This is a genomic window from Pontibacter populi, from assembly GCF_040278685.1.
GTDB lineage: Bacteria > Bacteroidota > Bacteroidia > Cytophagales > Hymenobacteraceae > Pontibacter > Pontibacter populi.
Genome location: NZ_JBEOKT010000003.1, coordinates 283,812 through 310,661, shown reverse-complemented (window position 1 = coordinate 310,661; position 26,850 = coordinate 283,812). Strand labels below are relative to the sequence as shown.

General features: G+C 45.0%; 25 protein-coding genes and 1 tRNA gene. 13 read left to right on the top strand and 13 right to left on the bottom strand.

Annotated elements, in window-relative coordinates; translation table 11 throughout:
- The first annotated feature begins 8 nt into the window (after window positions 1-8).
- From tsaD to cphA, 9 genes are all read left to right on the top strand, one after another.
- Window positions 9-1,016, top strand: coding sequence for a tRNA (adenosine(37)-N6)-threonylcarbamoyltransferase complex transferase subunit TsaD (gene tsaD, locus ABS362_RS04835; protein WP_350411192.1), 1,008 nt, complete (start codon window positions 9-11; stop codon window positions 1,014-1,016).
- Window positions 1,017-1,272: 256 nt separating this feature from the next.
- Window positions 1,273-1,668 (top strand): thioesterase family protein, encoded by a 396-nt coding sequence (locus tag ABS362_RS04830; RefSeq protein WP_350411191.1) that lies wholly within the window; start codon window positions 1,273-1,275, stop codon window positions 1,666-1,668.
- On the top strand, window positions 1,668-2,135 hold the full coding sequence (gene smpB, locus ABS362_RS04825) for an SsrA-binding protein SmpB (RefSeq protein WP_350411190.1): 468 nt from the start codon (window positions 1,668-1,670) through the stop codon (window positions 2,133-2,135). The genes ABS362_RS04830 and smpB overlap by 1 nt, the downstream gene beginning before the upstream one ends.
- A gap of 104 nt (window positions 2,136-2,239) precedes the next feature.
- Window positions 2,240-3,019, top strand: a complete 780-nt coding sequence (locus ABS362_RS04820) for a C40 family peptidase (RefSeq protein WP_350411189.1) — start codon at window positions 2,240-2,242, stop codon at window positions 3,017-3,019.
- Between the two features lie 79 nt (window positions 3,020-3,098).
- A complete protein-coding gene (locus ABS362_RS04815; RefSeq protein ID WP_350411188.1) occupies window positions 3,099-3,599 on the top strand; it encodes an HNH endonuclease in 501 nt (166 codons plus the stop codon).
- 688 nt (window positions 3,600-4,287) lie between these two features.
- A complete protein-coding gene (gene rpsA, locus ABS362_RS04810; protein WP_350411187.1) occupies window positions 4,288-6,171 on the top strand; it encodes a 30S ribosomal protein S1 in 1,884 nt (627 codons plus the stop codon).
- Between the two features lie 212 nt (window positions 6,172-6,383).
- The gene (locus ABS362_RS04805; RefSeq protein WP_350411186.1) at window positions 6,384-6,959 is read left to right on the top strand and encodes a flavodoxin family protein; all 576 of its coding nucleotides are present in this window, start codon (window positions 6,384-6,386) and stop codon (window positions 6,957-6,959) included.
- A gap of 142 nt (window positions 6,960-7,101) precedes the next feature.
- Window positions 7,102-7,172: transfer RNA gene (locus tag ABS362_RS04800), tRNA-Cys, on the top strand.
- A 359-nt stretch (window positions 7,173-7,531) separates the two neighbouring features.
- On the top strand, window positions 7,532-10,159 hold the full coding sequence (gene cphA, locus ABS362_RS04795; RefSeq protein ID WP_350411185.1) for a cyanophycin synthetase: 2,628 nt from the start codon (window positions 7,532-7,534) through the stop codon (window positions 10,157-10,159).
- 888 nt (window positions 10,160-11,047) lie between these two features.
- On the opposite strand, the gene ABS362_RS04790 is transcribed toward cphA, so the two are convergent.
- On the bottom strand, window positions 11,048-11,989 hold the full coding sequence (locus ABS362_RS04790; protein WP_350411184.1) for a DUF8428 domain-containing protein: 942 nt from the start codon (window positions 11,987-11,989) through the stop codon (window positions 11,048-11,050).
- Between the two features lie 95 nt (window positions 11,990-12,084).
- On the opposite strand from ABS362_RS04790, the gene ABS362_RS04785 reads away from it, so the two are divergent.
- Window positions 12,085-12,672: a methyltransferase gene (locus ABS362_RS04785; protein ID WP_350411183.1), complete on the top strand. Its 588-nt coding sequence runs from the start codon at window positions 12,085-12,087 to the stop codon at window positions 12,670-12,672.
- Window positions 12,673-12,718: 46 nt separating this feature from the next.
- Window positions 12,719-13,528, top strand: coding sequence for a 3-deoxy-8-phosphooctulonate synthase (gene kdsA / locus ABS362_RS04780; RefSeq protein ID WP_350411225.1), 810 nt, complete (start codon window positions 12,719-12,721; stop codon window positions 13,526-13,528).
- Between the two features lie 437 nt (window positions 13,529-13,965).
- Here the strand turns inward: kdsA and ABS362_RS04775 are convergent, their stop codons facing one another.
- Window positions 13,966-14,751: an O-methyltransferase gene (locus ABS362_RS04775; protein WP_350411182.1), complete on the bottom strand. Its 786-nt coding sequence runs from the start codon at window positions 14,749-14,751 to the stop codon at window positions 13,966-13,968.
- 98 nt (window positions 14,752-14,849) lie between these two features.
- Window positions 14,850-15,236, bottom strand: a complete 387-nt coding sequence (gene apaG, locus ABS362_RS04770; RefSeq protein WP_350411181.1) for a Co2+/Mg2+ efflux protein ApaG — start codon at window positions 15,234-15,236, stop codon at window positions 14,850-14,852.
- A gap of 99 nt (window positions 15,237-15,335) precedes the next feature.
- On the opposite strand from apaG, the gene ung reads away from it, so the two are divergent.
- On the top strand, window positions 15,336-15,998 hold the full coding sequence (ung, locus tag ABS362_RS04765) for a uracil-DNA glycosylase (RefSeq protein ID WP_350411180.1): 663 nt from the start codon (window positions 15,336-15,338) through the stop codon (window positions 15,996-15,998).
- Here the strand turns inward: ung and ABS362_RS04760 are convergent, their stop codons facing one another.
- The 7 genes from ABS362_RS04760 to ABS362_RS04730 all read right to left on the bottom strand — a co-directional run bounded on the left by ABS362_RS04760 (window position 15,999) and on the right by ABS362_RS04730 (window position 22,101).
- On the bottom strand, window positions 15,999-17,072 hold the full coding sequence (locus ABS362_RS04760) for a glycosyltransferase family protein (protein ID WP_350411179.1): 1,074 nt from the start codon (window positions 17,070-17,072) through the stop codon (window positions 15,999-16,001).
- Between the two features lie 146 nt (window positions 17,073-17,218).
- Window positions 17,219-18,325, bottom strand: coding sequence for a signal peptidase I (lepB, locus tag ABS362_RS04755; RefSeq protein ID WP_350411178.1), 1,107 nt, complete (start codon window positions 18,323-18,325; stop codon window positions 17,219-17,221).
- A gap of 20 nt (window positions 18,326-18,345) precedes the next feature.
- Window positions 18,346-19,059 carry a 4-hydroxy-tetrahydrodipicolinate reductase gene (dapB, locus tag ABS362_RS04750; protein ID WP_350411177.1) on the bottom strand — a complete coding sequence of 238 codons (714 nt, stop codon included), beginning with the start codon at window positions 19,057-19,059 and terminating at the stop codon, window positions 18,346-18,348.
- On the bottom strand, window positions 19,056-19,694 hold the full coding sequence (locus ABS362_RS04745; RefSeq protein ID WP_350411176.1) for a DUF5683 domain-containing protein: 639 nt from the start codon (window positions 19,692-19,694) through the stop codon (window positions 19,056-19,058). Before ABS362_RS04745 ends, dapB begins: the two co-directional genes overlap by 4 nt.
- 9 nt (window positions 19,695-19,703) lie before the next feature.
- Window positions 19,704-20,618: a ParB/RepB/Spo0J family partition protein gene (locus ABS362_RS04740; RefSeq protein ID WP_350411175.1), complete on the bottom strand. Its 915-nt coding sequence runs from the start codon at window positions 20,616-20,618 to the stop codon at window positions 19,704-19,706.
- A 12-nt stretch (window positions 20,619-20,630) separates the two neighbouring features.
- On the bottom strand, window positions 20,631-21,413 hold the full coding sequence (locus ABS362_RS04735) for a ParA family protein (protein WP_350411174.1): 783 nt from the start codon (window positions 21,411-21,413) through the stop codon (window positions 20,631-20,633).
- A gap of 7 nt (window positions 21,414-21,420) precedes the next feature.
- Window positions 21,421-22,101 carry a metal-dependent hydrolase gene (locus tag ABS362_RS04730; protein ID WP_350411173.1) on the bottom strand — a complete coding sequence of 227 codons (681 nt, stop codon included), beginning with the start codon at window positions 22,099-22,101 and terminating at the stop codon, window positions 21,421-21,423.
- Window positions 22,102-22,193: 92 nt separating this feature from the next.
- Here ABS362_RS04730 and ABS362_RS04725 point away from each other — a divergent pair, with 92 nt between their 5' ends.
- On the top strand, window positions 22,194-23,873 hold the full coding sequence (locus ABS362_RS04725; RefSeq protein WP_350411172.1) for an ABC transporter substrate-binding protein: 1,680 nt from the start codon (window positions 22,194-22,196) through the stop codon (window positions 23,871-23,873).
- Window positions 23,874-24,231: 358 nt separating this feature from the next.
- On the opposite strand, the gene ABS362_RS04720 is transcribed toward ABS362_RS04725, so the two are convergent.
- The 3 genes from ABS362_RS04720 to ABS362_RS04710 form a co-directional block, all read right to left on the bottom strand.
- On the bottom strand, window positions 24,232-25,092 hold the full coding sequence (locus ABS362_RS04720) for a DUF2382 domain-containing protein (protein WP_350411171.1): 861 nt from the start codon (window positions 25,090-25,092) through the stop codon (window positions 24,232-24,234).
- Window positions 25,093-25,159: 67 nt separating this feature from the next.
- Window positions 25,160-25,669, bottom strand: a complete 510-nt coding sequence (locus ABS362_RS04715) for a YsnF/AvaK domain-containing protein (RefSeq protein ID WP_350411170.1) — start codon at window positions 25,667-25,669, stop codon at window positions 25,160-25,162.
- A gap of 372 nt (window positions 25,670-26,041) precedes the next feature.
- On the bottom strand, window positions 26,042-26,779 hold the full coding sequence (locus ABS362_RS04710) for a VIT1/CCC1 transporter family protein (RefSeq protein ID WP_350411169.1): 738 nt from the start codon (window positions 26,777-26,779) through the stop codon (window positions 26,042-26,044).
- Window positions 26,780-26,850: the final 71 nt, after the last annotated feature.

Sequence of the window (26,850 nt, the reverse complement as noted above, 5' to 3'; positions counted from 1 at the left end):
TTCAAGAGATGACCGAACCTACTATTTTAGCTATTGAATCTTCCTGCGACGAGACCTCGGCAGCCGTTATACGCGGTGGCAAAGTTTTGTCGAATATAATTGCTACTCAGGCCGTTCACGAAAAGTATGGCGGCGTGGTACCAGAACTTGCTTCCAGGGCACACCAGCAAAATATTATTCCTGTTGTAACCGAAGCTCTGAACACAGCAAATGTAACTAAAAATGAGTTAAGTGCAGTAGCTTTTACGCGCGGCCCCGGCCTTTTAGGAGCATTATTGGTTGGCTGCACTTTTGCCAAGTCGTTTGCGCTGGGGTTAAACATCCCGCTGATAGATGTAAACCACATGCAGGCGCACATCCTGGCTCATTTTATAGATGACCCGAAACCGAATTTTCCGTTCCTGTGCCTGACCGTTAGCGGCGGCCATACCCAGATAGTTTTAGTAAAAGACCACCTGGATATGGAGATCATCGGGCAAACGACCGACGATGCTGTAGGAGAGGCCTTTGATAAAACTGCCAAAATGCTCGGTCTGCCTTACCCGGGCGGACCAATGCTCGACAAAGCTGCCGCACAAGGTAACCCTAATGCATTCGAGTTCCCGGTTGGCAACATGCCAGGCTATGACTACTCCTTCAGTGGTATCAAAACCTCGGTGCTGTACTTCCTTAGAGATAGAACGAAGGAGAACCCGAACTTTGTACAGGAAAACATCAATGATATTTGTGCCAGCGTGCAGTACACCCTCATCAAAACACTGCTGAAGAAAGTGGTGCAGGCAACAAAAGATTTAGGCATAAAAGAGGTTGCTATAGCCGGCGGTGTGTCTGCCAATTCAGGCCTTCGGGCTACGCTGCAGGACTATGCAAAGCGCTATAACTGGAATGTGTATATTCCGGCTTTCCAGTATTGTACCGATAATGCAGCTATGATAGCCATTACTGCTCATTATCAGTATCTTAAAGGCGACTTCGCAACTCAATACGCCAGCCCGGATCCGAGGATGAAACTATAGTGAGTTAGAAAGTTAAAAAGTTTTTAAGTTAGAAATTGTGAGTTTTTTGTAGAGACAGGTCGCGAGTCAATGCCTTAATTTAAGCCGAATTTGTCATCTCGACGTTAGGAGATCTATTTTGAATACTCTCTGAATATATCTTGAATAGATTTCTCACTGTGTTCGAAATGACAGCGGAGATAATTAGAACCAATATTTGATGGCATTAGGGCAAGACCTGTATATACAAAATGAAAAACACAATCTGCAATCAGTTATGACTAACCCTTTCCAGCCCGGCGATATTAAAGTTTACAAGAAGCTTGTAACTGCTGCTGATTTTGCGCGTTTTGAGGATGGCCTGGTACATGCGGTTTGTTCTACGTTTTCGCTGGCGCAGGCTGCGGAATGGGCAGGCAGGTTGTTTGTATTGGATATGAAAGAGAAAGATGAAGAGGGAGTAGGTACCTTTCTGACTATCAATCATAAATCGCCGGCCTTTGAGGGTGAAAATGTGACTATAGTTGCCACCCTGAAAGCTGTAAATGACCACGAAGTGATCTGCAGTTACAAAGCCCGTGTAGGTGACAGGTTGATAGCCGACGGAGAAACAGGCCAGAAAATTTTGAAAAAAGAAAAATTAGCCAAAGTTTTGGCACCTAAGACAGCATAATGGCTAAAGACAAGGATAGAATAAAGAAACACGTAAACATCGTTAATCGCAGGGCTTCCTTCGAGTACCAGTTCCTGGACAAATATACTGCCGGCGTTATGCTGATGGGTACCGAGATCAAATCGATACGCGAAGGCAAAGTGAACATGCAGGATGGTTATTGTATTTTCCAGAACGGGGAACTGTGGCTGCACAACACGCACATCTCTACCTACACCGAAGGTACGCACTATAACCATGAACCCATGCGTCCGCGCAAGCTGCTTCTGAACAAAAAAGAACTGAAAAAGCTTGAAAAAGGGGCAGAAGAGCAGGGGGTAACTATAATCCCGATCCGTGTTTTCGTAAATGACAGAGGCTTTGCCAAGGTAGAAGTTGCCTTGGCCCGTGGTAAGAAACTATACGACAAGCGACAGGACATTAAAGAAAAAGACGTGAAGCGCGAAATGGACCGAAGCGGATATTGATAATTTTGAATTTTGAATGAGTGAATTATACATTTTCATACACCTTCAAAATTCGATTCATAAAATTCAGTTATTCAAAATTCACTCATTCAAAATTAAAGAAATTGGACTACGGAATAAGTATGCTGAGCCTGGTGCCAATGCGCGCCGAACCATCTAACAGAGCTGAACTGGTAACACAGGTGCTTTTTGGGGAGTGCTATGAGATCATCAGCCGCCAGGAAAAGTGGGTGCGCATACAGCTTGCCACCGATGGCTACCAGGGCTGGATCGACCTGAATCAGCATACACCAATATCTAAAGAATACTATCAGGAATGGAAGCAGGCGCAACATCCGCGGTCTATGGATCTGGTGCAGATTATCAGTAATGCAGATGAGCGTATTCCGGTAGGTATTGGCTGTTATTTGCCTTTTTTCGATGGCATGAACGTGCGGATAGGCGAGAAGACCTATCTGTACAATGGTCGTGCATCCAACCCGGAATCCGGAGCAACTATAGCCCAGCTGGTAAAAGTAGCCTATAACTTTATGAAAGCCCCATACCTATGGGGTGGTAAATCAGTATTCGGGATAGACTGTTCGGGGTTTGCGCAGCAGGTGTATGGTATTTGCGGCATGCAGCTGCCGCGCGATGCGTATCAGCAGGTAACTAGCGGCGAAGAAGTGCATTTCGTAAACCAGACCCAACCCGGCGATCTGGCCTTTTTTGATAACGAGGAAGGCAGAATTATCCACGTCGGTATCCTTTTAGAAGATCAGAAGATCATACATGCCAGCAGCGAAGTGCGCATCGATACCCTGGACCATAATGGCATTTACAACGCCGACCGCAAGCGTTACTCTCACAAACTCCGCATTATCAAGCGCATTTTTCAGGCATAGGCTGCTTTTTCCGCTGAACTTTACCGTAAGCTTCCGGTTTTTTCCGTAGAAGCTTATTATTCAGTACAGTGTGCACCCTATGAAAGATAAAGTTCTCATCCTGAACCAGGACTTCAGCGCCATTGCTGTGTGCTCGGTGCATAAGGCCTTCCTGCTCGTTTACCTCGATAAAGCCGAAATGGTAACTAAGCCTGAAGAACAATTACGTACCATTACCAAAGTATATCCTGTTCCTTCAGTTATCCGGTTGCAGCGATATGTGCATGTGCCGTACTATGGCATTGCCCTGAGCCGCCATAACATCATGCGCCGCGACAACTATACCTGCCAGTACTGCGGCACCGTTAAAAATTTAACGCTGGATCACCTGCTTCCAAGGTCTAGGGGAGGAGGGAGTAACTGGCTGAATCTGGTCACGGCCTGTTCGCGCTGCAACACCCGCAAAGGCGACCGCACCCCCGAAGAAGCGGGCCTGAAACTACTCCGAAAACCGGTCAAGCCATCGCTCCAGTTTTTCCTTAAAATGCACCTCAACACAAGTAACCAGGACTGGGGAGTATACCTAGGAATGGAGAAATAGTAGCATTATAGCTGTGCTAAAATATTTAGTTTGAACTATATAAAATGCATGTAATCAAACTATAAAGTTGTTTTAGTTGATTTTATAGTATAAGTAAAAAGTATAAGCGAGAGATTTTACTATCGGCACTCAGTTTTACCTTCTGGTCAGGCAAAACTTATTGCTTGTAGGAACAAGTCGCGACCTGTACGTGGATGGACTGTAACTATAGAACTATAGTTTAAAAATTGGTAAGGACAGAAAGCTTCCCGTCTTGGATAAGGAGGGTTGGATAACGCCAACTATAAAACTATAGTCACCGCCGTTGCCATGCCTGTCCCTGCCGGGCCAGTTAAGTCAGGAGACTCAACACCATAATAAGTCACAAGTCTGGAGACTCGCGCCAGCAGTAAAACTATAACCCAACTCTGGCAGAAAAATCCCCTCTTGGGAGGGGCAGGGGTGGGTTAAACTTTCACTGTTTTAGGCGATGATCAGTACGGGGTTAACTACTCTTTCGCTTAGCCTTTTAGCTCCTTTGCAGGGCGCTTTTATACTTTCCCTGATTAGCGTTGGTTTTTAATCTGAAAAAGCGTTACTTTTGCGGCTCATTCAGGTGAATGGTCCTGTAAATCAGCAGGAAATGTAAAACTAAACCAAACCAGCCCATTGCTCTAGGCTGGTGGCTATTCCAGAGCAGCAAAACAATATGAGTAATTCTCCAGAAAATTTCGATTGGGACAAGTTTGAGTCTCAAGGTTTCGGCGGCGGCTACAGCAAAGAAGAAAAAGCCGAAATGGAAAAAATGTATGACGACACCCTGACTACTGTACAGGAGCAGGAGGTTGTTAAAGGAACTGTTGTTGGTATCACTGATCGTGACGTGATCCTGAACATCGGTTTCAAATCAGACGGCTTGGTTGCTACTTCAGAATTCAGAGATCTACCTGACCTGAAGATCGGTGACGAAGTTGAAGTATTTATTGAAGACCAGGAAGACCCGAACGGTCAGCTTATCTTATCCCGTAAGAAAGCGAAAATCGTTTCTGCCTGGGCTAAAATATACGATGCACTTGAGAATGATAACATTCTGGAAGGTATCGTTAAGAGAAGAACCAAAGGTGGTCTTATCATGGACCTTTACGGTGTTGAAGCGTTCTTACCAGGTTCTCAGATCGATGTTAAGCCAATCCGCGACTTCGATGTGTTCGTAGGTAAGAAAATGGAAGTGAAAGTTGTGAAAATCAACGCCGCTTTCGACAACGTGGTTGTATCTCACAAAGTACTTATCGAGAAAGACCTGGAGCAGCAGCGTGCAGCCATCCTGAACAACCTGGAAAAAGGTCAGGTTCTGGAAGGTGTTATCAAGAACATGACAAACTTCGGTGTGTTCATCGACCTTGGTGGCGTAGACGGTCTGCTTCACATTACAGATATTTCATGGGGACGTATCAACCACCCAGAGGAAGTATTGCAGCTTGACCAGAAAGTACAGATCGTAGTTCTTGACTTTGATGAAGACAAGAAGCGTATCTCTCTTGGTATGAAGCAGCTTACTCCACATCCGTGGGATGCTCTTCCAGCTGAGATCGAAGTTGGTTCACGTGTTAAAGGTAAGATCGTAAACGTAGCTGATTACGGCGCGTTCCTTGAGCTTATGCCAGGTGTAGAAGGTCTTATCCACGTTTCTGAAATGTCATGGTCTCAGCACCTGCGTAACCCACAAGACTTCATTAAGCAAGGCGACGAGGTTGAAGCAGTTGTATTGACTTTAGACAGAGAAGAGCGCAAAATGTCTCTGGGCATTAAGCAACTTACTGAAGATCCATGGACAAAAGAAGATGTATTAACGAAATATGCAGTTGGCACCAAGCACACTGGCGTAGTTCGTAACCTTACAAACTTCGGTCTGTTCTTAGAGCTTGAAGAAGGTGTTGACGGTCTTGTACACGTTTCTGACCTTTCCTGGACTAAGAAGATCAAGCATCCATCTGAGTTCGTTAAAGTTGGTGAAAACCTTGATGTAGTTGTTCTGGAGCTTGATGTTCCGAACAGAAGACTTGCATTAGGCCACAAGCAGCTTGAAGAGAACCCTTGGGATACTTTTGAGTCTGTATTCAACATTGGTTCAGTTCACAAAGCTTCTGTATTAGAGAAGTCTGAGCGTGGTGCAGTACTTGAGTTACCTTACGGTATCGAAGGTTTTGCTTTCCCTAAAGGCTTAACTAAGGAAGACGGTTCTCAGGTTGAAGCAGGTGAAAACCTTGATTTCAGAGTAACTGAATTCTCTAAAGAAGATCGTAAAATCATCCTTTCTCACACATCTACGCACACTGAGAGCGCTGATGCAGCCCGTGTAGCTAAGGCTACTAAGAAAACTGCTCCTGCTGCTTCTGGCGAGAAGAAAGAGAAAGCTCCTAAAGTTCAGAAAGAAGCTGACAAGTCTACCTTAGGTGACCTGGATGCCCTGTCTGCTCTGAAAGAGAAGATGATGGACAACGAAAAAGAAGCTGGCGTTAAGAAACTGGAGGCTGCTGCAAAGAAGTCTAAAGGTTCTGACGAAGAAGCATCTGAAGAAGAGAACAACGCTTAATTTTAAGCTTGTCCTATAATGAAAGGCCCCGGAGCAATCCGGGGCCTTTTTTGTTTGCAGCTATATGCCTGCTTCTCAAAACAACTGACTAGTATTTGGGCTGCTTCTGTTGTGTAAAAACGGCTCTCTGCTTCAGGTGTATAATCCAGTGCTGAACATAAATGATGTATCTGAGTTTAATAAATGCATGATACCTAAACCAACGCTACTCTATGAAAGCAGTCATACTCCTGGGAACACTCAAAAAAGAAGGCCTATCCAATACAGAAGTGCTGTCAGAGTTTCTTTGCTCTGTTTTAGAGGAGCACGACATCGACTGTAGCATTATCAAGCTTGTAGATCATACCATACTCCCGGGAACCTATAGCGATATGGGTGAAGGAGATGAATGGCCGGGGATACTCAAGAAAATAATAGAATCTGATATTATCATCTTTGCCACACCAATCTGGTGGAATAACCAATCGTCTGAGATACAAAGAGTGATTGAGCGACTGGATGAGCTGCACGATGAGATACTGGAAGGTAAAGAGTCGAAACTGAGCGGGAAAGTGGGCGGTGTTGTTATTACCGGTGATTCTGATGGAGCGCAGCACATCATTGCCAACATCAGTAACTTTTACAATGCAATAGGTGTATTATTGCCACCTTTTGCGACACTCTCCGTGTTATGGGAGAAGCAGGAGAAAGGTGCTGAAACCACACGAGCAGAATTGTTAGCAAAATATAAAGCTGACTATAGTTCAAGGGCAAAGAAGATGGTGCAGCAAATGAAGAATATGGGATGAACAAAGAACAGAAGCCCTGATAATGTAACTATAGAAAACTAAGTCCCTGATAGGACCGGACTTAGGACTATTCTGCAAAAATTCTTACAGCGATAGTTTGACAAGCATACTTCTATGTGTATATTTGCACACCCAATAACAGGGTAACGTGGCCGAGTGGCTAGGCTCAGCTCTGCAAAAGCTGCTACAGCGGTTCGAATCCGCTCGTTACCTCACAAAAAGTGCCCCGATTGCTTATCTAGCGGTCGGGGCATTTTGTTTTCTTAGATTTCTGTACCGGTCTAATCTTCTATAGTATCTTTTTCTGTATCTGGTAGTTAATGCCAAGCCTTTGATAATAGTGCTGTTATTCTTTCAATGTTTAATCTTTTGTGCCATTTCTGCGTAATCAGGTTATCGTTTACTAACGTATTTATCTTATAACACCACCAAACTTGTAGATAGAAATGGCGTGCATAGCCTATTCTTAGCTTATTAAAATGAGCAGGTAGAATTTTGACACCGTGTCAAACCGGACCTGAGAAATGCTTTCTGCTTAACGCTAATTGTAATCGCTTACGAATACCTGATACATGAAAATCGTTGATTTACGCGTGATGCGCGGGCCTAATTACTGGTCTGTTAAGCATCCGAAGATTATAGTTCTGAAACTGGACCTGGAAGAGCAGAGCAATGTTTTAACGAACCAACTACCTAATTTTTATCACCGCCTACGCAAAATGTTCCCCGGCATGCTGTCACATCGCTCCTCTGAGGGCGTTGAAGGCGGTTTTTTTAAGACTGTTGAAGAAGGTACTACCTTTGGACATGTATTGCAGCATGTAGCCCTGGAACTGCAGACACTGGCAGGTATGGATAGTGGTTTTGGTCGTTGCTACCCAACCCGCAATGATAATGAGGTATATGTTATCTTCTCTTACCAGGAAGAAAGAGCAGGAGAGTACGCAGCCTACGCTGCCCTGCGCATAACGGAATCCCTCATAAAAGGTGAAAAATACAAACTATGGGACGACCTGGAACGGCTTCACGAGATCAGGGAAGACGAATATTTCGGGCCTAGCACTTATGCAATCGTTACAGAAGCTGTAAGCCGAGGAATTCCCTATATACGCCTCGACAGGTATTCGCTGATACAACTTGGCTACGGTAAATACCAGAAGCGCATACAGGCTACTTTAACCTGCCGTACGGCCTGCTTTGCGGTAGAAATAGCCGGCGACAAGAATGCTACCAAAGAAATGCTGAGCGATGCAGGTATTCCTGTTCCGAAAGGCACCACGGTTTACACGCAGGAGGAACTAAGGCGTGCTATTACCTGGCTGGGTTTCCCGGTTGTTACAAAGCCGCTGGATGGTCATCATGGTAAAGGAGCAACTATAAACATCATGAACCTGAACGATGCTAAAAAAGGGTTTTTAGAAGCTCGGAAGTATTCGCAGGCAGTAATGGTGGAGCAGTACATCACCGGGTTCGACTTCAGGTTACTGGTCATTAATGGCAAGTTTGTAGCGGCAGCCAAGCGCACGCCGGCCATGGTTATAGGAGACGGGGTCTCAACCATAAAACAGCTCATCGACAAAGAGAACAATGATCCACGTCGCGGTATAGGCCATGAAAAAGTACTTACCAGGATTAAGATCGACAAGCATACTCAGGCCCTGCTGAAAAGTAATGAGCTCACCACACAATCAGTTATACCGGAGGGCCAGGAGGTTTATTTAAAAAGTACTGCCAATATAAGCACCGGTGGTACCGCTACCGATGTAACTGACCTGGTAGACCCTTACAATATACTGATGGCCGAAAGAATAGCGGGTATTGTTGGCCTTGATATTTGCGGGATAGATGTGATGACATCTGATATTGCTATACCGCTGAACGAGACCCGTGGCGCTGTGTTGGAGGTTAACGCGGCTCCTGGTTTCAGGATGCATATTTCGCCTACATTTGGCTTACCTCGCAACGTAGCCGAGCCTGTTATAGATATGTTGTTCCCAAGAGGGCAGCCGGCACGTATTCCGATTATTGCTGTAACGGGCACTAACGGTAAAACAACAACGACGCGCCTGATTGCCCACATGGTTAAACATAAAGGTTACCAGGTAGGATATACCACCACAGACGGCATTTATATACAGGATAAGTTACTCGAGAAAGGCGATACGACAGGCTCCTATAGTGCAGAATTCGTGCTGAAAGACCCTACTGTAAACTTTGCTGTGCTGGAATGCGCACGCGGTGGATTGTTACGCTCTGGCCTTGGTTTCCAGCAATGCGACATCGGAATAGTTACCAATGTAAGCTCCGACCACCTGGGGCTACGGGATATTCATACCCTTGAAGAACTGGCACAGGTAAAGGCTGTGATTCCAAAAAGTGTTAGCCCTGACGGTTATGCCGTGTTGAATGCAGATGATGACCTGGTGTATGCCATGGCTGAAGGACTGAACTGTAAGGTAGCTTTCTTTAGCATGGACGAAAACAACCCGCGCATCCTGAAGCATATTGCAAAAGGCGGTCTGGCAGCAGTGTTCGAGAACGGGTATATCTCTATTTTTAAGAATAGCTATAAACTGCGTGTAGATCGGGTGGGAGATGTGCCACTTACTTTTGGTGGCCGTGCTAGATTTAATATTGAGAACATACTGGCTGCAACACTGGCTGGCTATATCTCGCACTTTGATATTGAGGATATTAAAACGTCGCTCAGAACATTCATTCCGTCACCAGCCAAAACGCCTGGTCGTATGAACCTGTTCAAGTTCCCGAATTTTGAAGTGCTGGTTGACTATGCCCATAATGTTGGAGGACTGAAAGCGATAGGTCAGTTTATTGATAGCCTGGAAGTTAACCACAAAGTAGGTATTATTGCCGGCGTTGGCGACCGTCGCACCGAGGACTTTTATGAGCTTGGCCAAGCCGCGGCGCATATTTTTGATGAAGTGATTATCCGGCTTGACAGTGACCTGCGGGGCAAAACGGCAGAAGAGATTACGCAGCCACTGATTAAAGGTATTGAAGATACGAATAAAGAGGTGAAGATCGAACTTATACCGGAAGAAATGCGTGCCATTGCCTATGCTTTAGAGCGTGCCGAGCCGGGTTCCTTCATCGCTATCTTCACAGAAGATGTTTCTGACTCGGTGAAGATGGTGGAACACTTTAAAGTTATCCAGGACCGAAAAATTTTAGTTGATTAGGTTTTACTTACGTATAGCTAAAACATTTATTTGTGAACGATGGACTAAGGCCCCCTTTAAAAGAAGGGGCTTTTTTTATGGCTATAGTTTTTGAGGGTTTATAGTTTGATCTATAGTTGATTTTTAGGCTGGCGCGAGTCTCAAGACTCGTGACTTATGATAGTGTTGAGTCTCCTGACTCAACTGGCCCGATAGGGACAAGGCTAGTAGTAGCTTTTGCTATAGTTCTATTGTTGGCGTTTTACCTCACCACAACCCTCTCCTAAAAACAGGAAAGGGAGTTTTTTGCCATTGCCTTTTATGTTGTCATCTCGAACAGCGTGAGAGATCTGGTACAGTTTAACATCCCCCTTCGCCCCCTTCAAAGGGGGACTTTCTGCTATAGTTATAGTTGGCTTTACAGTTCTATTGCTGCAGTCCATCCACGGACAGGCCGCGACCTGTCCCTACAGAACTATAACCACGATAAATCTCGAAGCTTACCAGTTCTAACTATAGTTTAGCTTTTACTATCGAATTGATCTCAGTCTTTGGGTTGAGCGCCTTGTGAATATCTGGTGCCGCAGGCATTGCGACGAAGGAGCAAAAGAGATTCGCACAGCGCGATGCCCGAAGACGGGGCCTCCCGGCCGTGAGGGCACCAAAGCTGGATTGAAACTATAGGTTAATAAAGCTCCCAGTATAGGATGTGGTTTGAAAGGATAGCTTGGTTCGAATTGCAAACAAAGTAAACTAGAGGACATCAGACACTAGCAGGAGCTACGCACCCTGCTAGGTCTTGAAACTATACGACTCAGATATCTCACGTTGCTCTCAATGACAATCTAAGACTAAAACAAAAAGCCCCTGCAAGGGCAGGGGCTTTGCTTAATTATAGTTCGTTATCTGTTATTTCAGCACAAACGAAGTTCTTCCGATAATAAAACCGTCAGCGTATAGTTCGATAGTATGCTGGCCTTTCTTGTACGCGGCATTCTTGGCGTATACAAAACTTACCTGCTGTTGTGTGTTATCAAATACGATATCGCGCTTGGCCGTATAGTACATGTCTTCCCCGTCGATCTGGAAAGTGCCTGAACCCGTTGAAAGATTATACAAAGCAGCACCATCAGGCTCAATTAAACGCATGTAGATTGTTTTAGGCTCTTTTGGCGCTACATCGTTCTGTGCAATTTTAAAAGCCACTTTGATCTTATCTACCGTCTTGGCTCTGTATTCGCTATCATCATCATCCTTTTCTTTGCCGCGCTGGTTAATGATGTTCACCGTTACATTCTGAGCTTCCAGACGGGATGCCAGTTTGACTTTTTCTGTCAGGTCCTGGTTTGTAGACTTCATGGTGGTCAGGCTGTCGGAAAGTTTGTTCTGTGTTGTTTTCAGAGTAGTATTTTCTGTGAATAACACTTCATTGTCCTCTTTCAGCTTCGCAATTTCTTTATCCTTTTCGATAAGCTGTTTCTCAAAAGCCTGGGCTCTGTCGCGGAATTTACGCTGGTCGGCTAGCGTATAACTGCTCTTACGGAAACCACGTAACTGGTCCAGATCAGCCGAAATAGCGGCGATTTTCGACTCAAGCGAATCGTTTTCGAGACCCATGGCCTGTAATTCCTGGCTCTGACGCTCAAAATCAGCTTTCAGGGCTTCGTAAACTTTTATCTGGTTCTCCAGTTCGGTGTTCTTCACCCGGATAACTTCTTCCTGCTCCTCGGCTTTCTCCTTCTTCTGATAGTTCATGTAAAGCAGAATTCCGTTGATACTGGTCAGGATCACGATGAAACCTACAATCAGGAGTTTTCTGTTACCTCTGTTCTCAGGTGTGTTCGTCGACATATCTATAGTTTATATTTTTGATTTAAGTCCGGTGTGTATATTCGGCTTATGTTAGGTATCAAATATAATACTTTTGCAGTATATATCTCAACCTCATGAAACAAGAATTTAATGCTGCTTACTGGCAACAACGTTACCAAAACAACCAGACCGGGTGGGACACACAAGGTATAACGACCCCTCTGCGGACTTATTTTGACCAGCTGACATACAAAACGTTGCGCATTTTAATACCCGGCTGTGGCAATGCCTATGAGGCCGAATATTTATTTACCAGTGGTTTTACAAATGTATTTGTAGCCGATGTGGCACCAGCTCCGCTCGAAAACTTTGCAAACAGAGTTCAGAACTTCCCTAAAGAGCAGCTGTTGTTACAGAATTTCTTTGACCTGCAGGGGCAGTATGACCTTATAGTGGAGCAAACGTTTTTCTGTGCTATTTCTCCAGACCTTAGGGCTGCCTATGCACGCAAATGTGCCGAGCTGTTGGTGCCGGGCGGTAAATTAGTTGGCTTATTATTCGATACCGGTTTTACGCACGAAGGACCGCCTTTTGGTGGTTCAGCTGAAGAGTACAGGCAGTATTTTGAGCCATACTTCCATTTCAGGCATTTCGGGAAGGCATATAATTCTATTCCACCAAGGCAGGGCCGGGAGCTTTTCATCAATCTGCAGAAGAAATAAGTGCTAATTGCGTACTTTTGTAGGATAGTTATCAAAATTTAAGATGATGTTCGAAATTCCGAAACTACACCATACCCAAAGTGGCAATTTCTTTTTAATGGCCGGCCCATGCGCCATTGAAGGTGAAGAAATGGCCATGCAGATTGCAGAACGGCTGAAAACTATAACTGACAAGCTTCAGATCCCGCTGATCTTTAAAGGTTCTTACCGCAAAGCAAACCGTTCCCGACTCGATTCCTTTACAGGCATCGGCGACGAAAAAGCACTGCGCATTTTGCAGAAAGTAAGCCAGGCCTTTGATGTACCAACCGTAACGGATATACACGAATCTCAGGAAGCGGCGATGGCTGCGGAATATGTAGATGTGCTGCAGATACCCGCTTTCCTGTGCCGCCAAACCGACCTTTTAGTAGCAGCCGCCAACACAGGCAAGGTAGTTAACATCAAAAAAGGACAGTTCTTATCTGGCGAGGCTATGCGTTTTGCCGTTGACAAGGTGCGTGAATCAGGTAACGAAAAAGTAATTTTGACTGACCGTGGCAACAGCTTTGGCTATTCCGATATGGTTGTAGACTTCCGGAATCTACCAGAAATGCAGTCGACGGGTGCACCGGTGGTGATGGATGTAACGCATTCGTTGCAGCAGCCAAACCAGAGCTCGGGTGTTACCGGCGGCAAGCCAGCTCTTATCGAAACTATAGCAAAAGCTGCCATCGCGGTAGGAGCCGACGGCCTGTTCATTGAAACCCATCCGCAGCCAAGCATAGCCAAGTCTGATGGGGCAAACATGCTACCGCTAGACCAACTGGAAGGCTTAATGCAGAAACTAATCCGAATCCGCCAGGCGATAAGCTAAGGAATTGATATAAGACTTATTGAAAAAGGACAAAGGACTTCGGTTTTTTGTCCTTTTTGTTTTACCTCCCATTGACCCTTTCTAAAAACAGGAGGGGGAACTACTACTTTAGAGAAATTCCCATCTTGAGAGTAGGGGCTTTTCATTCTGAAGACTTAAGCCGCTATGGCGCGAGCGTCCTCGCTCGTGTCGAACTATAGTTGGGCCTCCGGCCCAGTGGATCATAGATCCACCCTTATAGTAAGTCACGGATCACAGATCCGCGCCAGCAAAATGAGAGTGTAAATTACCCTTTTGAGAGGGGTAGGAGTATGTTAATTATAGTAGGTGAAAACATTCGGACTCTATAGAAAGCAATCTCTGGCTTATAGTTGGTACAAACGATGACAGGTAATAAAAACGCTGTGACGTCAAACTATAGTTACAACCCCATCTTCCTAAAAAGCCAGCGTAAAATGCTCCTTTGGTTGCGTTGTCCGGAAGAAGACCAATCCTACAAAATACAGATCTATGGTTTGGCCCACCTGCGGGTGTTTTTTAATTTCCTGCCAGGCACGTTTCATTTCTGAAGACCAATAGATATCATCCATCACAAATATGCTGTTCTCGTGTGCTTTTGAAAGACACTGTTTAAAATACCGCATTGTAGGCTCATAACGGTGGTTGCCGTCAAAGAAAGCGAAATCCAGTTGGGGTATTTGTTCTAACTGGGGTTGAAGGGTCTGGTCGAGGTTACCGGTTATTTGGGTAATATTACGAAGATGCAGGTAATCGAAATTTTCTTTTGCGACGCAGGCTATAGTTGGGCAGCCTTCAAACGTGTACACCTGCGCTTTTCGGGCTGCCTCGGCCAAGTAAGCTGAAGTTATACCCAATGATGTACCCAATTCAAATACATGCCTGGGCTGAAAATGATTGACCAACCTGAAAAGCAACTGGCCATATTTAGCTGGTTTAGCTGAAGTACGGGCGATATCGGCAACTTTCCTGGTTTTATAGTTTATCGTTTTAGAGCCAGCCCCAAAGTCAGTAACTTCTATAGTTCGGTTATCAGTCAGCAGCTTTTCACGTATCGCCTCAACCCTCGGGTAAGCGTAAAAAGCCCCATCATGCAGTATTACCTGGTTATAAAGATTAAATACAAAAGGGGAGTGCACGCCATGCAGCTTAAAAGACCGTGCCCTGTAAAGCAGATAATCTATAGTTTGGCTAAGGTATGACACTGGCTAAAAGTTGAAGGCTTACTTGTTTAATAGTTAAAGGTTTGATTGTTGGAGGTTAATCTTAGGGGATAACCATTTAACAATTTAACCTCCAGCCATTAATTTAACTTATAAGGTACAATCAGGGTAAACTCTGGGATAGTGGCATGGAACTGCTTGCCATCTACCAGGCGCTCCATTAAATAGGTGCCCAGCATCTTACCAACCCCTGTTTTCAGGTTGCATCCCGATACATATTCATGCGATTCGCCAGGCTCAAGGGTAGGCTGCTGACCTACAACGCCTTCGCCTTCCACTTCGCGCACAGTGCCCGTAGCATCGTGTATGTACCAATGGCGACGCAGTAATTTAACCGTAAACTCGCTTTTATTTTCTATCGTTATCTTGTAGGCAAATACATAGTGCTGCTGTACCGGACTGGAATAATCTGGAAGGTAGTTGGTGGTGACCGTTACTTTCACTCCTTCTGTGGTTTTTGTATCCATGTTACAGAGATTGTTGTATATTAGAAACTGCTGAAGCGTAAAAGAGTTACTGCTATTAGCTAAGTTTCAGGTATTATTCACACCCTTCATCCATCATTTATGAATGTAAAGATAGAAGAAAGCTGGCAAAATGTGCTGCAAGATGAATTTGAAAAGCCATATTTCAAAAATCTTGTTGCTTTTGTTAAAGACGAATACAATTCCCAAAAAGTTTATCCGCCGGGTAGCCAGATCTTTAATGCCTTTAAAATGTGCCCCTTCAATGAAGTAAAAGTAGTGATACTCGGTCAGGACCCATACCACGGACCAAACCAGGCGAACGGACTGGCCTTTTCTGTTAGCGACGAAGTGCGTACGCCACCTTCGCTTATTAATATTTTTAAAGAGATCAAAACCGACCTCGGCAAAGACCTGCCACCAACTGGAAACCTGGAGCGTTGGGCAAAACAAGGCGTTTTATTGCTGAATGCCACACTAACTGTTCGTGCTGGTAATGCCGGATCTCACCAGAAAAAGGGCTGGGAAGAGTTTACCGATGCTGTTGTACAGAAAGTAAACGATGAGAAAGAGCATGTAGTATTTATGCTATGGGGCGCTTATGCCCAAAAGAAAGGCGCATTCATCGATACCAAAAAACATCTTGTGTTACAATCAGCGCATCCATCACCGTTTGCCGCCGACCGTGGCTTTTTCGGTAACCGCCATTTCAGCAAGGCCAACGCTTATTTGCAGGAGCATGGCAAAGAGCCCATAGAATGGTAACTATAGTTTTGGCAACGGCTGCTCTATAAAGTTGATATAGCGTTGCTGCTGCATCTTAAATTCCCATTTCGGGTTCTGGTATAGTTGCGGAACTATAGTTGGCAATAGCTCCGGTAACCTGTTAAGTGTTTCACCCAAGTGCTCCAGGTCATAAAACAAGGCATTTTCCTGCAGGTCGGGCACATGCTGAAACTGATCTTTGCAAAGCAGTGGCTTCCTGTAGCTAAAAGCAAGGTTAAGGGCTCCTGTTATCTTGTACTTTTTGTACTGTTCAAATTTAGGTAAAGCAGGGTGCAGCAATGGCAATATTATATCAGATTGCAGCAGGTAACTATGGAACAGTTCGTTAGGGATAAATTTATCGAACAGCACAAAATGATCCTGCAGCCCGGCAGCTGTTACCATATCCGAAAATTTTCTGTCAGGGTCGTTTTCCCGGCCTAATACAATATACTTTATGCCCGGTTTAGGAGGGTGCTGTATTAGTGCATTCAAAAATCCTTCGTAGTCGCGGCGCTTAAATGCTATTTGCCCAGGTATGCAAACCCATAGTTCACCGTCAGCTTTAGGTATGTCTATAGTTTTGAAATGCGGAAAAAAGATAGGATAGAAGGCTTCTACAGCTATTTTACTGTTGCTATGTACATGTTTCAGGATGTAATCATTCAGTACAAAGTACTTCTTTATTTTACGGCTGATGATGCGCTGGCTGCTGCTCTTAAGTAATTTATAGCTGTTATGGATGATCCCTGAAAACTGAACGCGCTTCGGGAAAGGCAGAAGTGTAAGATTACGGACCAGGTTTCCTTCTGCCGTATTAAAGATAACCTGGGCAATATTATTTTTAAGGATATGCTTCCGGATCTGGAGCAGGTAAGCCATGCTTTTCAGCTTGCTAACCCCTTTAAAATCAAAGAAAAGGAATTCATCTACTCCATCGAAACCGGAAACCTGTTGCTTTAAATTAGCTGTACAGATCATGTGCACACGATAGCCTTTCTCTCTCAGAAAACGGACCTGGGAGTAAAGACACTCGTCGTGTGAGCCTCCAAGTTCTATAAGTGCAGCGATCATATAAGTAACAGTTTCAAGAGTGTTTACTATAGTTTAAAAGTTGAATTTAAACATTTTCGGCAGTTAAACGGCCTGTTATTTATGGTTGCAGGCATAAAAAAAGCCGGATGTACTATCCGGCTTCTGTTTTATAGTTGGGAGGCAACCTAGTCAATTATGTCGAAAATACGGCTCCAGCGTATTTTATCCAGGAAACCGCCATATGGGTCAGTCGACATCCAGATCATCACAGCTTTACCTACAATATGGTCGGCAGGCACAAAACCCCAGTATCGCGAGTCCATAGAGTTGTGGCGGTTATCACCCATCATAAAGTAATAATCCTGCTTAAAGGTATATTGAGTAACTTCTTTGCCATTCATGTATAGTTTGCCTTCGCGTACTTCAGCATTCTCGTTGTGCTCATATTCCAATATCACGCGTTCGTATAACGGCAGCGTTTCCGGCGTTATAGCAACTGTAGCACCTTCTTTTGGCACATATACAGGTCCGAAGAAATCCTGGTTCCACTTATATTTACTAGGCACATGCGGGTAAATATCAGATTTCTGAACGCCTGGTCTTTCCTTTAAAAGTGTAATCCCATCAACAAAATCTAACTTAGCGAGCTCTGCTGCCTTTTCCGGGGTGGCATTAAACCGGAAGCCGCCTTCCCAGGCATAAACACTGGTCAGGTCCATATCATGAGACAGGAAAAAATCTTCATTCAGGATTTGGGAGGTAGCCATGTGGTAGCTATACTGCAGCTTTTCAGGATTATCGGCTGGTTTGCCGTTAATATACACCTGCATGTCGCGCACGGCAATAGAGTCTCCGGCAATTGCAACGCATCGCTTTATATAGTTGGTGCGCAGGTCGGCAGGGTGCTGGTCTTCGGGTGGGTAATTAAAAACCACAACATCACCGCGCTGCACTTCTGAAAAGCCTGGCAGCCTGTAAGATGGCAACTGAATAGCGTCAGAATATGAAGGGATATTAGTTCCCCAGATAGTCTGGTGGGTAAGTGGTACCTGCAATGGAGTAATAGGTGTGCGCGGACCATAATGCAACTTGCTCACAAACAGGAAATCGCCTACCAACAGCGACTTTTCCATGGATGGAGTAGGGATGGTGTACGCCTCAAATGTAGCCCAGCGAATTAAACTGGCTGCCACAACAGCAAACAGAATGGCATCGCCCCACTCGCGGGCAAAGCTCTTTTTCTTTTTAGGGGCCTTGGTAACTGGTTTTTTCTCCCAGAACTTAACTTTCATGCAGGGTTCGCTATGATTTTTTATAGGTTCAGCATGTCTTTCATGCCGTAAACGCCTTTTTTGTCTTTCAGCCATTCGGCTGCCATCAGGGCGCCTTCGGCAAAACCGGTGCGGCTATGTGCCACATGCGACAGCTCAATTTTATCAACGTCGGAACTATAGGTAACAATGTGTGTGCCAACAACATCCGGCTCACGTTCTGAAATTATGTTCAGTTTACCTTCCATTTCCTGGTCGGCAACCCAGCCACTTAGCGCCGGAAAATGCGGCAATATGCCTTCGGCAGTTGTTATTCCTGTACCACTTGGCTTGTCTACTTTTTGCAGGTGGTGTATCTCGCGTATACCTACGCTGTATTCCTTGTATGCCTGCATTTTAGCTGCAATATACTCGTTAAAGTGGAAAAACAAATTAACGCCCACGCTAAAGTTAGATGCATAAAAGAAGGCGCCATTGGTGTCAGCACATAGTTGTTTTGCATTTTCCAACTTATCTAACCAGCCTGTAGAGCCCACCACAACCGGGATGTTATGTTGCAGGCAGTAGGTAATGTTGCCAAAAGCAGCTTCCGGGTGTGTAAATTCAATAGCTACGTCTACATTTTCGGCTGTATAGTTGCTGAGTGTTTCGGAGTTGGTGTGGTCTATAGTTCCGGCAATCTGGTGTCCTTTTGCCAGGGCCATCTGCTCAATGGTCTTACCCATTTTGCCGTAGCCTATCAATAGTATTCTCATTTCGATCTAGTGTATAGCGTTAAGCTTAAGCCCGGAGTATAGGCCTGTTGCGTAGGTATGCGCATTATATTGGGTTGCACTTTCAGAGCCAGCTCATCGCTTATGTCAAATTCTTTCATGTGGGCATGCACGTAAGCTTCTGCTATCTGCAAACCATAGGCTCCTATAGATAATAGTATGGTCAGGTCGCGGTTACGACGGTAGTAGTCGCGGGCATATTTTAAATACGGAATTCCATTATCTGGCCTGTTTGTGCCATACTTGTTACTATTAGCATATTTATCTACTCCACCATCTCGCCTGATGAGTAGAGCTTCTTCAAAATCCTTATACTTCGTATGATTATCTATCCAGAAGTAGGCTAATACACCGCCTGTTGCATAAACGATAGGCATTTTCCAGTAAGCTTTGTTGTAAGCCTGGCCGAAGCCCGGAACTATAACCGAGAACAAAGCAGCTTTTGCCGGTCTGTCCCATTTGCTCAGGAAAAATCTGTTATCTTCAGCTGTGGCTGTATCAGGCGTAGTGGAAACTATAACTGAATCGGGTCCAGCCGTTATAACCTGCGCGCGTGCAGGAGCAGCAATAGCAACTATACTTAAAAAGAATAAAGCAATGCCAACGGTTAGCCTCATTATAAGTTATTAGTAGTTAAGTAATTCTAAGATACGGTTCAGCTCATCTACAGATACAAACGGGATCTTGATCTCGCCTTTACCATCGTTGTTTGCCTTCACCTGTATTTTAGTACCGAACTGCGAAGAAAGACGTGTTTCTACAGACCTGATCTCCTCTTCGTACTTGTTAAACTGTAGTTTCTGCTGCGGATCTGGTTTTTTATTAGCGTTCTGCAGGTTACGCACCAATTCTTCTACCTTACGCACTGATAATTCCTCAGCTACAACTTTCTTGAAAACCTCTAACTGGTTCTCAATGGTGTCGATATTGATAAGAGCACGTGCATGCCCCATCGATATCACGTTGTCGCGCAGGGCAATCTGGATATCTGGTGGCAATTTAAGTAGGCGCAGGTAATTGGTAACGGTCGTACGCTTTTTACCTACGCGGTCGCCTAACTCTTCCTGCTTCAGGCTGCACTCTGATAAAAGTCGCTGGTAGGAGAGGGCAATTTCAATCGCGTTCAGGTTTTCACGCTGAATGTTCTCTATCAGGGCCATTTCCAGCATCTGCTGGTCGTCGGCCTTGCGGATGTACGCCGGTATAGTTGTAAGGCCGGCCATTTTAGCCGCCTGGTAACGGCGCTCACCCGAAATAAGCTGGTAGCTTTTCTGGTCTAGCTGGCGAACAGTAATAGGCTGAATGATGCCCTGTATTCTGATAGACTCCGCCAATTCTTCCAGTGCGCCCTGATCAAAGTGGGTACGCGGCTGGTATGGGTTCGTCTGGATCTGGTCTATGGCTATATCTGCGATAGTATTGACTTCATTAATGGTGTTCGAATCAATTTTACCTGTGTACTTGTTACCCTCCAGAAGAGAGCCAAGGCCTCTGCCGAGACCGCCTGTGCGTTTAGGTGTTTTATTGTTGTTATCAGACATGTAAGGGTAGGGTTATTTCTCCAGTGCCACGCTGTTTTTCTCGGCAATCTCACGGGCCAGGTTCAGGTAGCTTAGCGCTCCTTTACTTTCAGCATCATGAAGTATAGCCGGTAAACCAAAGCTTGGCGACTCACTCAACTTCACATTTCTTGGAATGATGGTATCAAAAACCATTTGCTGGAAGTGTGTTTTTACTTCTTCCACCACCTGGTTGCTCAGGCGCAGGCGCACATCATACATGGTTAGAAGTATACCTTCTATGGCCAGTTCTACGTTCAAACGCGACTGTATTATCTTGATCGTGTTCAGCAACTTGCCCAGGCCTTCCAATGCAAAATACTCGCACTGTACCGGTATAACCACAGAATCAGCAGCAGTAAGCGAGTTTACCGTGATCAGACCCAGGGAAGGAGAACAGTCAATGATAATGAAATCATACTTCTGGCGCAGTGGCTTTAGCGCCTCACGCATTTTCTCTTCACGGTTATCCAGGTTTATCATCTCCACCTCAGCACCAACTAAGTCGATGTGCGACGGGATCAGGTCCAGGAATTCGATGTTAGGAGACTGCAGAATGATATCTTCCGGGTTCACGTCTTCTACCATGCACTCGTAAATGCTGGAAGTGATGCTGGCCGGGTCGAAACCAAGACCGGATGTGGCATTGGCCTGCGGGTCAGCGTCAACCAACAGTGTTTTATACTCCAAGGCTGCCAGGCTTGCCGCCAGGTTTATGGCTGTAGTGGTTTTGCCCACACCGCCTTTTTGATTGGCAACCGCTATTATTTTTCCCATTCTATACTTATAGGTTTATAGTTTGACCTATCTCCATCAAAATTAACTCTTTACCAGCCATCTGCGCTACTTCCTTCACCTCTTCGTGGTCTATGGCAATGTATGGAAACGTGTCGTAATGCATTCCGATGAACTTATCAACCTGCACAAAATCGGCAGCTATGAGGGCATCGTGTATATCCATTGTAAAATTATCACCGATCGGTAACAGTGCAAAATCAAGGTCGAACTGCTCCGGGATCAGTTTCATGTCGTAAGTCAACGCAGTATCGCCGGCAAAATAGAAGGCTTTACTTTCTGTTTCAACCACAAAACCCGACGCAACACCCGCATAAGTGCCATCCGGCAGTGAGCTGGAGTGCACAGCTGTAACCATCTTAACCGTTCCGAAAGGCAAGGTAACTTTACCACCAACATTCATGGGGTGGGTTTTCTCAATTCCTTTTTCGCCATACCAGGTAGCAATCTCGAACGTTGAAACTATAGTTGAACCATTGTTCCTGGCAATTCGCTCTGCATCGTGCACGTGGTCCTGGTGGCCATGCGACAACAGAATGTAATCTGCCTTGATGCTGTCTACATCAATATCCTTTGCTAGTTCGTTAGGCGAAATGAACGGATCGAACAAAACGCTGTGTCCGCCGATCTTAATTAAAAAGCAAGACTGTCCGTAGTATGTTATTTCCATGATTTACTCTTTAGTACTTACTTAACTACGCAAGATATATTTATCTTGCATGAACATTCCACAAAGATACATTTTTTTGACCACTTTACCGGATGCAAATCAGAACTCAACGCCTTTTTTTATCCACCGTTTTTGCCCTGTTATCCACCGTTTTGCTCCTGTGCCAGTCTTGCACTGAAGCCGGAAAAAATGGAACGAACAAAACCGTTTTCAGGTATAATCAGCCCGAAGCCTTATCGTCGCTGGACCCCGCTTTTGCCCGTAACCAGGCCAATATCTGGGCCACCACGCAATTATATAACGGGCTGGTAGAACTGGACCAGGAGCTGAAAATAGGCCCTGGCATAGCTAAAAGCTGGGAAGTGTCGGAAGATGGCAGAACCTATACGTTTATACTTCGCGATGATGTCTACTTTCACGACCACGAGGTTTTTAAAGGTGGCAAAGGCCGCAAAGTAACCGCCCAGGATGTTGCCTATAGTTTCAAACGCATTATAGACCCTGCCACAGCCAGTACCGGCGCCTGGATCTTCAACGACAAGGTGCTTTCTGATAAAAACGGTGCCATTTCTGACACGGCTTTCCTGGCGGTAAACGACTCAACTTTCAAGATCTACCTGAACGAACCTTTCATCGCTTTCCTGGAAATTCTGACGATGCCTTATGCGTTTATAGTTCCGCAGGAGGCTGTAGCAAAGTATGGTAAAGACTTCAGGGCGAACCCGGTAGGAACTGGCCCTTTCGTGTTTAAGCAGTGGGACGAAGGCAACGCCATCATCATGCACAAGAACCCGAACTACTGGAAGAAAGATGAAAATGGAGTGCAGTTGCCATATTTAGATGCCGTGCAGATCTCTTTCATCACCGACCGGAAATCGGAGTTCCTGACCTTTATGCAGGGCAAGCTTGATTTCCTTTCCGGTGTTAGGGAAGGTTCACGCGACCTGATATTAAACAACGACGGAACGGTGCAGGATGATTTTAAAGGCAAGTTTACGGTTCGAAAAGAGCCTTATTTGAATACAGAATACATCGGCTTCCAGCTGGACCCTACCAACCTGAAAGACCCCAACCCGGCTGTGCAGGACAAGCGGGTGAGACAGGCGCTGAACTATGCGATCAACAAAAAGGAGATGGTAGCCTACTTTAGAAACAACATTGGTATACCGGGCCACTCGGGAATGGTGCCGCCCTCGTTGCCATCGTTTAGTGAAGAGAAAGTGCCGGGCTATAGTTACAATCCTAAAAAAGCAAAAGAACTGCTAACTGCCGCCGGCTATACTTTGCAAAAGCCCTTGAAAATGCGCTTGAGCACGGTAGCAGAGCACAAAGAACTGGCAGAGTACATGCAGAAAAAGTGGGCAGAGATAGGCGTGCAGGTAGAGATTGATATTAACCAGGGCCCGGCACACCAGGAAACCGTAGACAATGGCCGTGCACCATTCTTCATGAAGTCGTGGCTGGGTGATTACCCGGATGCAGAGAATTACCTGGCTTTATTCTATAGTAAGAATTTCTCACCAGCAGGGCCAAACAAAACCCACTTTGTAAATGCAGAATTCGACAAACTATACGAACAGGCCAAACTGGAACGTGATGTTAAAAAGAGATGGGAACTATACCAGGCCATGGACAGGATAGTAGTGGAAGAAGTGCCCGTTATCGTTTTATATTATGATGAAGTGCTTCGCCTCACCCAGAACAATATCGAAGGCCTGGAGCCAAACCCGATGAACATGCTGAAGTTGGAGCGGGTGCGTAAGACGGACTAAGACTGTTAAGATCTGATGGGTTTTCGGATTCTGATTGCGTTCTTGGTTATCTGCCATGTTGGTCCATTGTTGGTATTTTACCGAAACCGTTAGATTAAGCATTGTTTTTAAAAGCTTAATGCCGGGGATTTTCTAATCCCCGGATTGCGAATAACGCATACTAGGAAGTCCGCAGCAGATTAAGTTCCGTATAATGATGTCCGAAACAGCAAGTAACAGTAATTTAGTCTCTTAAAACTTGCAGGTGAAACATGCAGTAAAGGCGTATACACTGGAGCCAGACAATACACTAACAGCTTAAATAAAAAATCCCCGACTGAAACATCAGCCGGGGATTTTTTTATTGGACTATAGTTGCTTACAAACCTCTTTTAGACGGATCGTTGCCAAGGTCTTTTCTGTTTGGGTCGTTGCGTCTCAGTTCATCATCTGACCGGAGGTTTGTATTCTTAGGATTCATTTTATCGACATCCACCTCTGTTTTGCGAACAGAACCACGTACGGTTTCTTCGCGCTGGGTCTGGTCTTTACTCAAGCGTACTTCTTCTACCACGCGGGCTTCTTTATTTACCATAGGTATTTCAGCACGTTCGGTCATTTCTATACTGCCCTCTTTAAAGTTATCCATATCACGCTTTGAGGCAGGGCGGTTAACGGGGTTACGCTCTACATTAACATGTTCTTCGCGTAATCGCATATGTTCCTCTACAGGGCGTTCCACAATGCGGCTTTTTAATCTCATTCCGCCTGTTTCTACTTCGCGTTTCCCCACATTCATTTTTTCCTCTATTATCGGAATAGACTGGTCGGAGTTACGGTTACCTGGTTGATTGATGTTTCCAGTTCTGCCTGTAGCGGTGCCAGTTGTATTTCCCTGGAACTGTCTTGCGCGTTCATCTACGTCAACAGCACCACACTGGTCGAGTGTTTTAGCTGCATTTTCAGCTTCCTGTCGCGAGTCGGCGTGTACGGTAACTACCCAGCCTTTACGGGCAACATCAGAATACTTTCTGGTTTCATCGTTGTCGCTGCCGAATAAGGAGCCAAAAAAGCTGCTTACTTTATCTGATCCACGGTCTGTGGTACCTGTCACTTTATCGCTGGTGCTCTGGTTCGAAATATCTATATGATCTGATGGTATTCTATTACTTTCTAATTTTTGCACAGCAGTTTGCGCATCTATACCTTTCTCGAAAATTCCTATTACTGTTTGTGCCATAGTTTTATAATTGTGTGTGTTAAAAATTGATTAAAATGTTGTGTAGCTGTTTTTCATGCGGCTATAGTTATCTTGTGTTAGGGTCATTGTTTTGTACACGCTCTATGTTTATTTCTTCTGTGCGCAGGCTTATAGGTTGCGTGTTATGCTCTTCTGTTTTGCGGTTTATGATGTGCAGTTCTTCTACCACCTTTATGCGCTTTACAAGTACAAGCTCTTCGCGCAAAACGGTAATGATCATCTTGTCGCCTTCATAGCGTACGGCCGGCGGAGCCTGGTCTACATACTGGTTAACCGGAACGCGTTGTACATCTACTTCTTCATGTACTATAGGCACATCCACCAGCACCTCGTCTTCGCGCACATTTTTAGATATCCGTACTTTACCTGATTCTACTACTTTCCTGGTTACATGTGCCTGCTCTTCAATTACAGGTATTACTTTTTCTTCGTGGTCAGTATGAAGTCTTTCATTTTCAGGGGGCGATGATAAGTTGTTATGTGTTGGATTAGCTGTACTCTCCCTAAGTTTTTCTTTAAATTCAGATATTTGATTTTTTTTATTCAATGTACTCATATTTAAATAATATGATATAGTTAAATGGTATTTTAAAAAGGTGTGTTGTTTGATGTTCTATATATATGTTTACGGGAGCAGGGGAGTGGGGTTATTTGATTCAACTATGCAGAGGGTATAAGCTAAAGTAAAAAAGTATGAAATTTTTAGTGAAAAGGGGGAACCGGCAGTGTAAGCCAAACTATAGCCTGGCTGAAAAGAAAATCAAAAAAATAAGCATTTCGCCCTTAAAGCTTACCTAAGCTAATGCAAAAACAGGGATGATAAAGGTCTTGACCGAGAGGATTTTAAATCTATTAGCGGAGGTAAACCGAAGAAAGCAGCAAATTAAACTATGAATGGGGTTGCTTAGGTCACGTTTTGGGTGCGTAGCTACCCCACGATCCAGCGCTCCAGTATGTCGCCTACGGCATAGGAAACGCCCGCAGCCAAAGCGCCAAGTACAAGGGTTTCGAAAACGCCACGCCAGCGGTTAACGCCGGTCACGTAGCTTTTAAGGAATCCGATTATAGAGAAACCTGTAAATGTAAGGAGGCATGCCCACAGAAAAACATTGCCTGGAAAACCAACAAAATAATCCCAGAGGTAAACGGAGAGGGGAATGAGGCCGATCATCAGGAAAGAAGTGTAAGTAACTATACCAATAGCCAACGGAGATTTTGAATCCTGTATAAGTTGCAGTTCGTTCGCCATCATGTCGTCGGCCCAGCGGTCTTTGTCACTTGTGATCACGGTAACTACCTGTTCCAGCAATTCGCCTTCAAATCCTTTGGCACGGTAAGCAACGCGAACTTCCTCCTTTTCTACTTCGGGGTAATGCTCTATTTCGTAGTACTCGGTGCGTTTGTGTTTGTCATAGTTGTCGCGCTCCGATTTAGCTGACAGGTAAGCGCCCACCGACATCGAAAAACCATCGGCCAGCAGGTTGGCAAAACCAAGAATAATGATAATGGAGCTATCGAGGTTGGCGCCTACTGCCCCCGACACAACGGCAAAAGTAGTAACACAGCCATCTATACCGCCATACACAAACTGCCCCAGGTAGTCCTGGAACTTCGAAAACAACTGATGGGCTGTATCTTCGTTGTGCGCCATATCGCCAATATACATAAAAGCACTATAGTTTGTTTACAAAACGCAAGCACTCTTACCTAAAATAAAAACAGCGCCATACGTTTAGG

Coding starts and splice junctions, on each gene's coding strand:
- ABS362_RS04815 (WP_350411188.1), top strand. CDS start 3,099: ATGAAAGATAAAGTTCTCATCCTGAACCAGGACTTCAGCGCCATTGCT.
- smpB (WP_350411190.1), top strand. CDS start 1,668: ATGGCTAAAGACAAGGATAGAATAAAGAAACACGTAAACATCGTTAAT.
- ABS362_RS04740 (WP_350411175.1), bottom strand. CDS start 20,618: ATGTCTGATAACAACAATAAAACACCTAAACGCACAGGCGGTCTCGGC.
- tsaD (WP_350411192.1), top strand. CDS start 9: ATGACCGAACCTACTATTTTAGCTATTGAATCTTCCTGCGACGAGACC.
- apaG (WP_350411181.1), bottom strand. CDS start 15,236: ATGGATACAAAAACCACAGAAGGAGTGAAAGTAACGGTCACCACCAAC.
- lepB (WP_350411178.1), bottom strand. CDS start 18,325: ATGAAAGTTAAGTTCTGGGAGAAAAAACCAGTTACCAAGGCCCCTAAA.
- rpsA (WP_350411187.1), top strand. CDS start 4,288: ATGAGTAATTCTCCAGAAAATTTCGATTGGGACAAGTTTGAGTCTCAA.
- ABS362_RS04720 (WP_350411171.1), bottom strand. CDS start 25,092: ATGGCACAAACAGTAATAGGAATTTTCGAGAAAGGTATAGATGCGCAA.
- ABS362_RS04805 (WP_350411186.1), top strand. CDS start 6,384: ATGAAAGCAGTCATACTCCTGGGAACACTCAAAAAAGAAGGCCTATCC.
- ABS362_RS04735 (WP_350411174.1), bottom strand. CDS start 21,413: ATGGGAAAAATAATAGCGGTTGCCAATCAAAAAGGCGGTGTGGGCAAA.
- cphA (WP_350411185.1), top strand. CDS start 7,532: ATGAAAATCGTTGATTTACGCGTGATGCGCGGGCCTAATTACTGGTCT.
- ABS362_RS04710 (WP_350411169.1), bottom strand. CDS start 26,779: ATGTATATTGGCGATATGGCGCACAACGAAGATACAGCCCATCAGTTG.
- ABS362_RS04790 (WP_350411184.1), bottom strand. CDS start 11,989: ATGTCGACGAACACACCTGAGAACAGAGGTAACAGAAAACTCCTGATT.
- ung (WP_350411180.1), top strand. CDS start 15,336: ATGAATGTAAAGATAGAAGAAAGCTGGCAAAATGTGCTGCAAGATGAA.
- ABS362_RS04830 (WP_350411191.1), top strand. CDS start 1,273: ATGACTAACCCTTTCCAGCCCGGCGATATTAAAGTTTACAAGAAGCTT.
- dapB (WP_350411177.1), bottom strand. CDS start 19,059: ATGAGAATACTATTGATAGGCTACGGCAAAATGGGTAAGACCATTGAG.
- ABS362_RS04745 (WP_350411176.1), bottom strand. CDS start 19,694: ATGAGGCTAACCGTTGGCATTGCTTTATTCTTTTTAAGTATAGTTGCT.
- ABS362_RS04760 (WP_350411179.1), bottom strand. CDS start 17,072: ATGATCGCTGCACTTATAGAACTTGGAGGCTCACACGACGAGTGTCTT.
- ABS362_RS04730 (WP_350411173.1), bottom strand. CDS start 22,101: ATGGAAATAACATACTACGGACAGTCTTGCTTTTTAATTAAGATCGGC.
- ABS362_RS04785 (WP_350411183.1), top strand. CDS start 12,085: ATGAAACAAGAATTTAATGCTGCTTACTGGCAACAACGTTACCAAAAC.
- ABS362_RS04725 (WP_350411172.1), top strand. CDS start 22,194: ATGCAAATCAGAACTCAACGCCTTTTTTTATCCACCGTTTTTGCCCTG.
- ABS362_RS04715 (WP_350411170.1), bottom strand. CDS start 25,669: ATGAGTACATTGAATAAAAAAAATCAAATATCTGAATTTAAAGAAAAA.
- kdsA (WP_350411225.1), top strand. CDS start 12,719: ATGTTCGAAATTCCGAAACTACACCATACCCAAAGTGGCAATTTCTTT.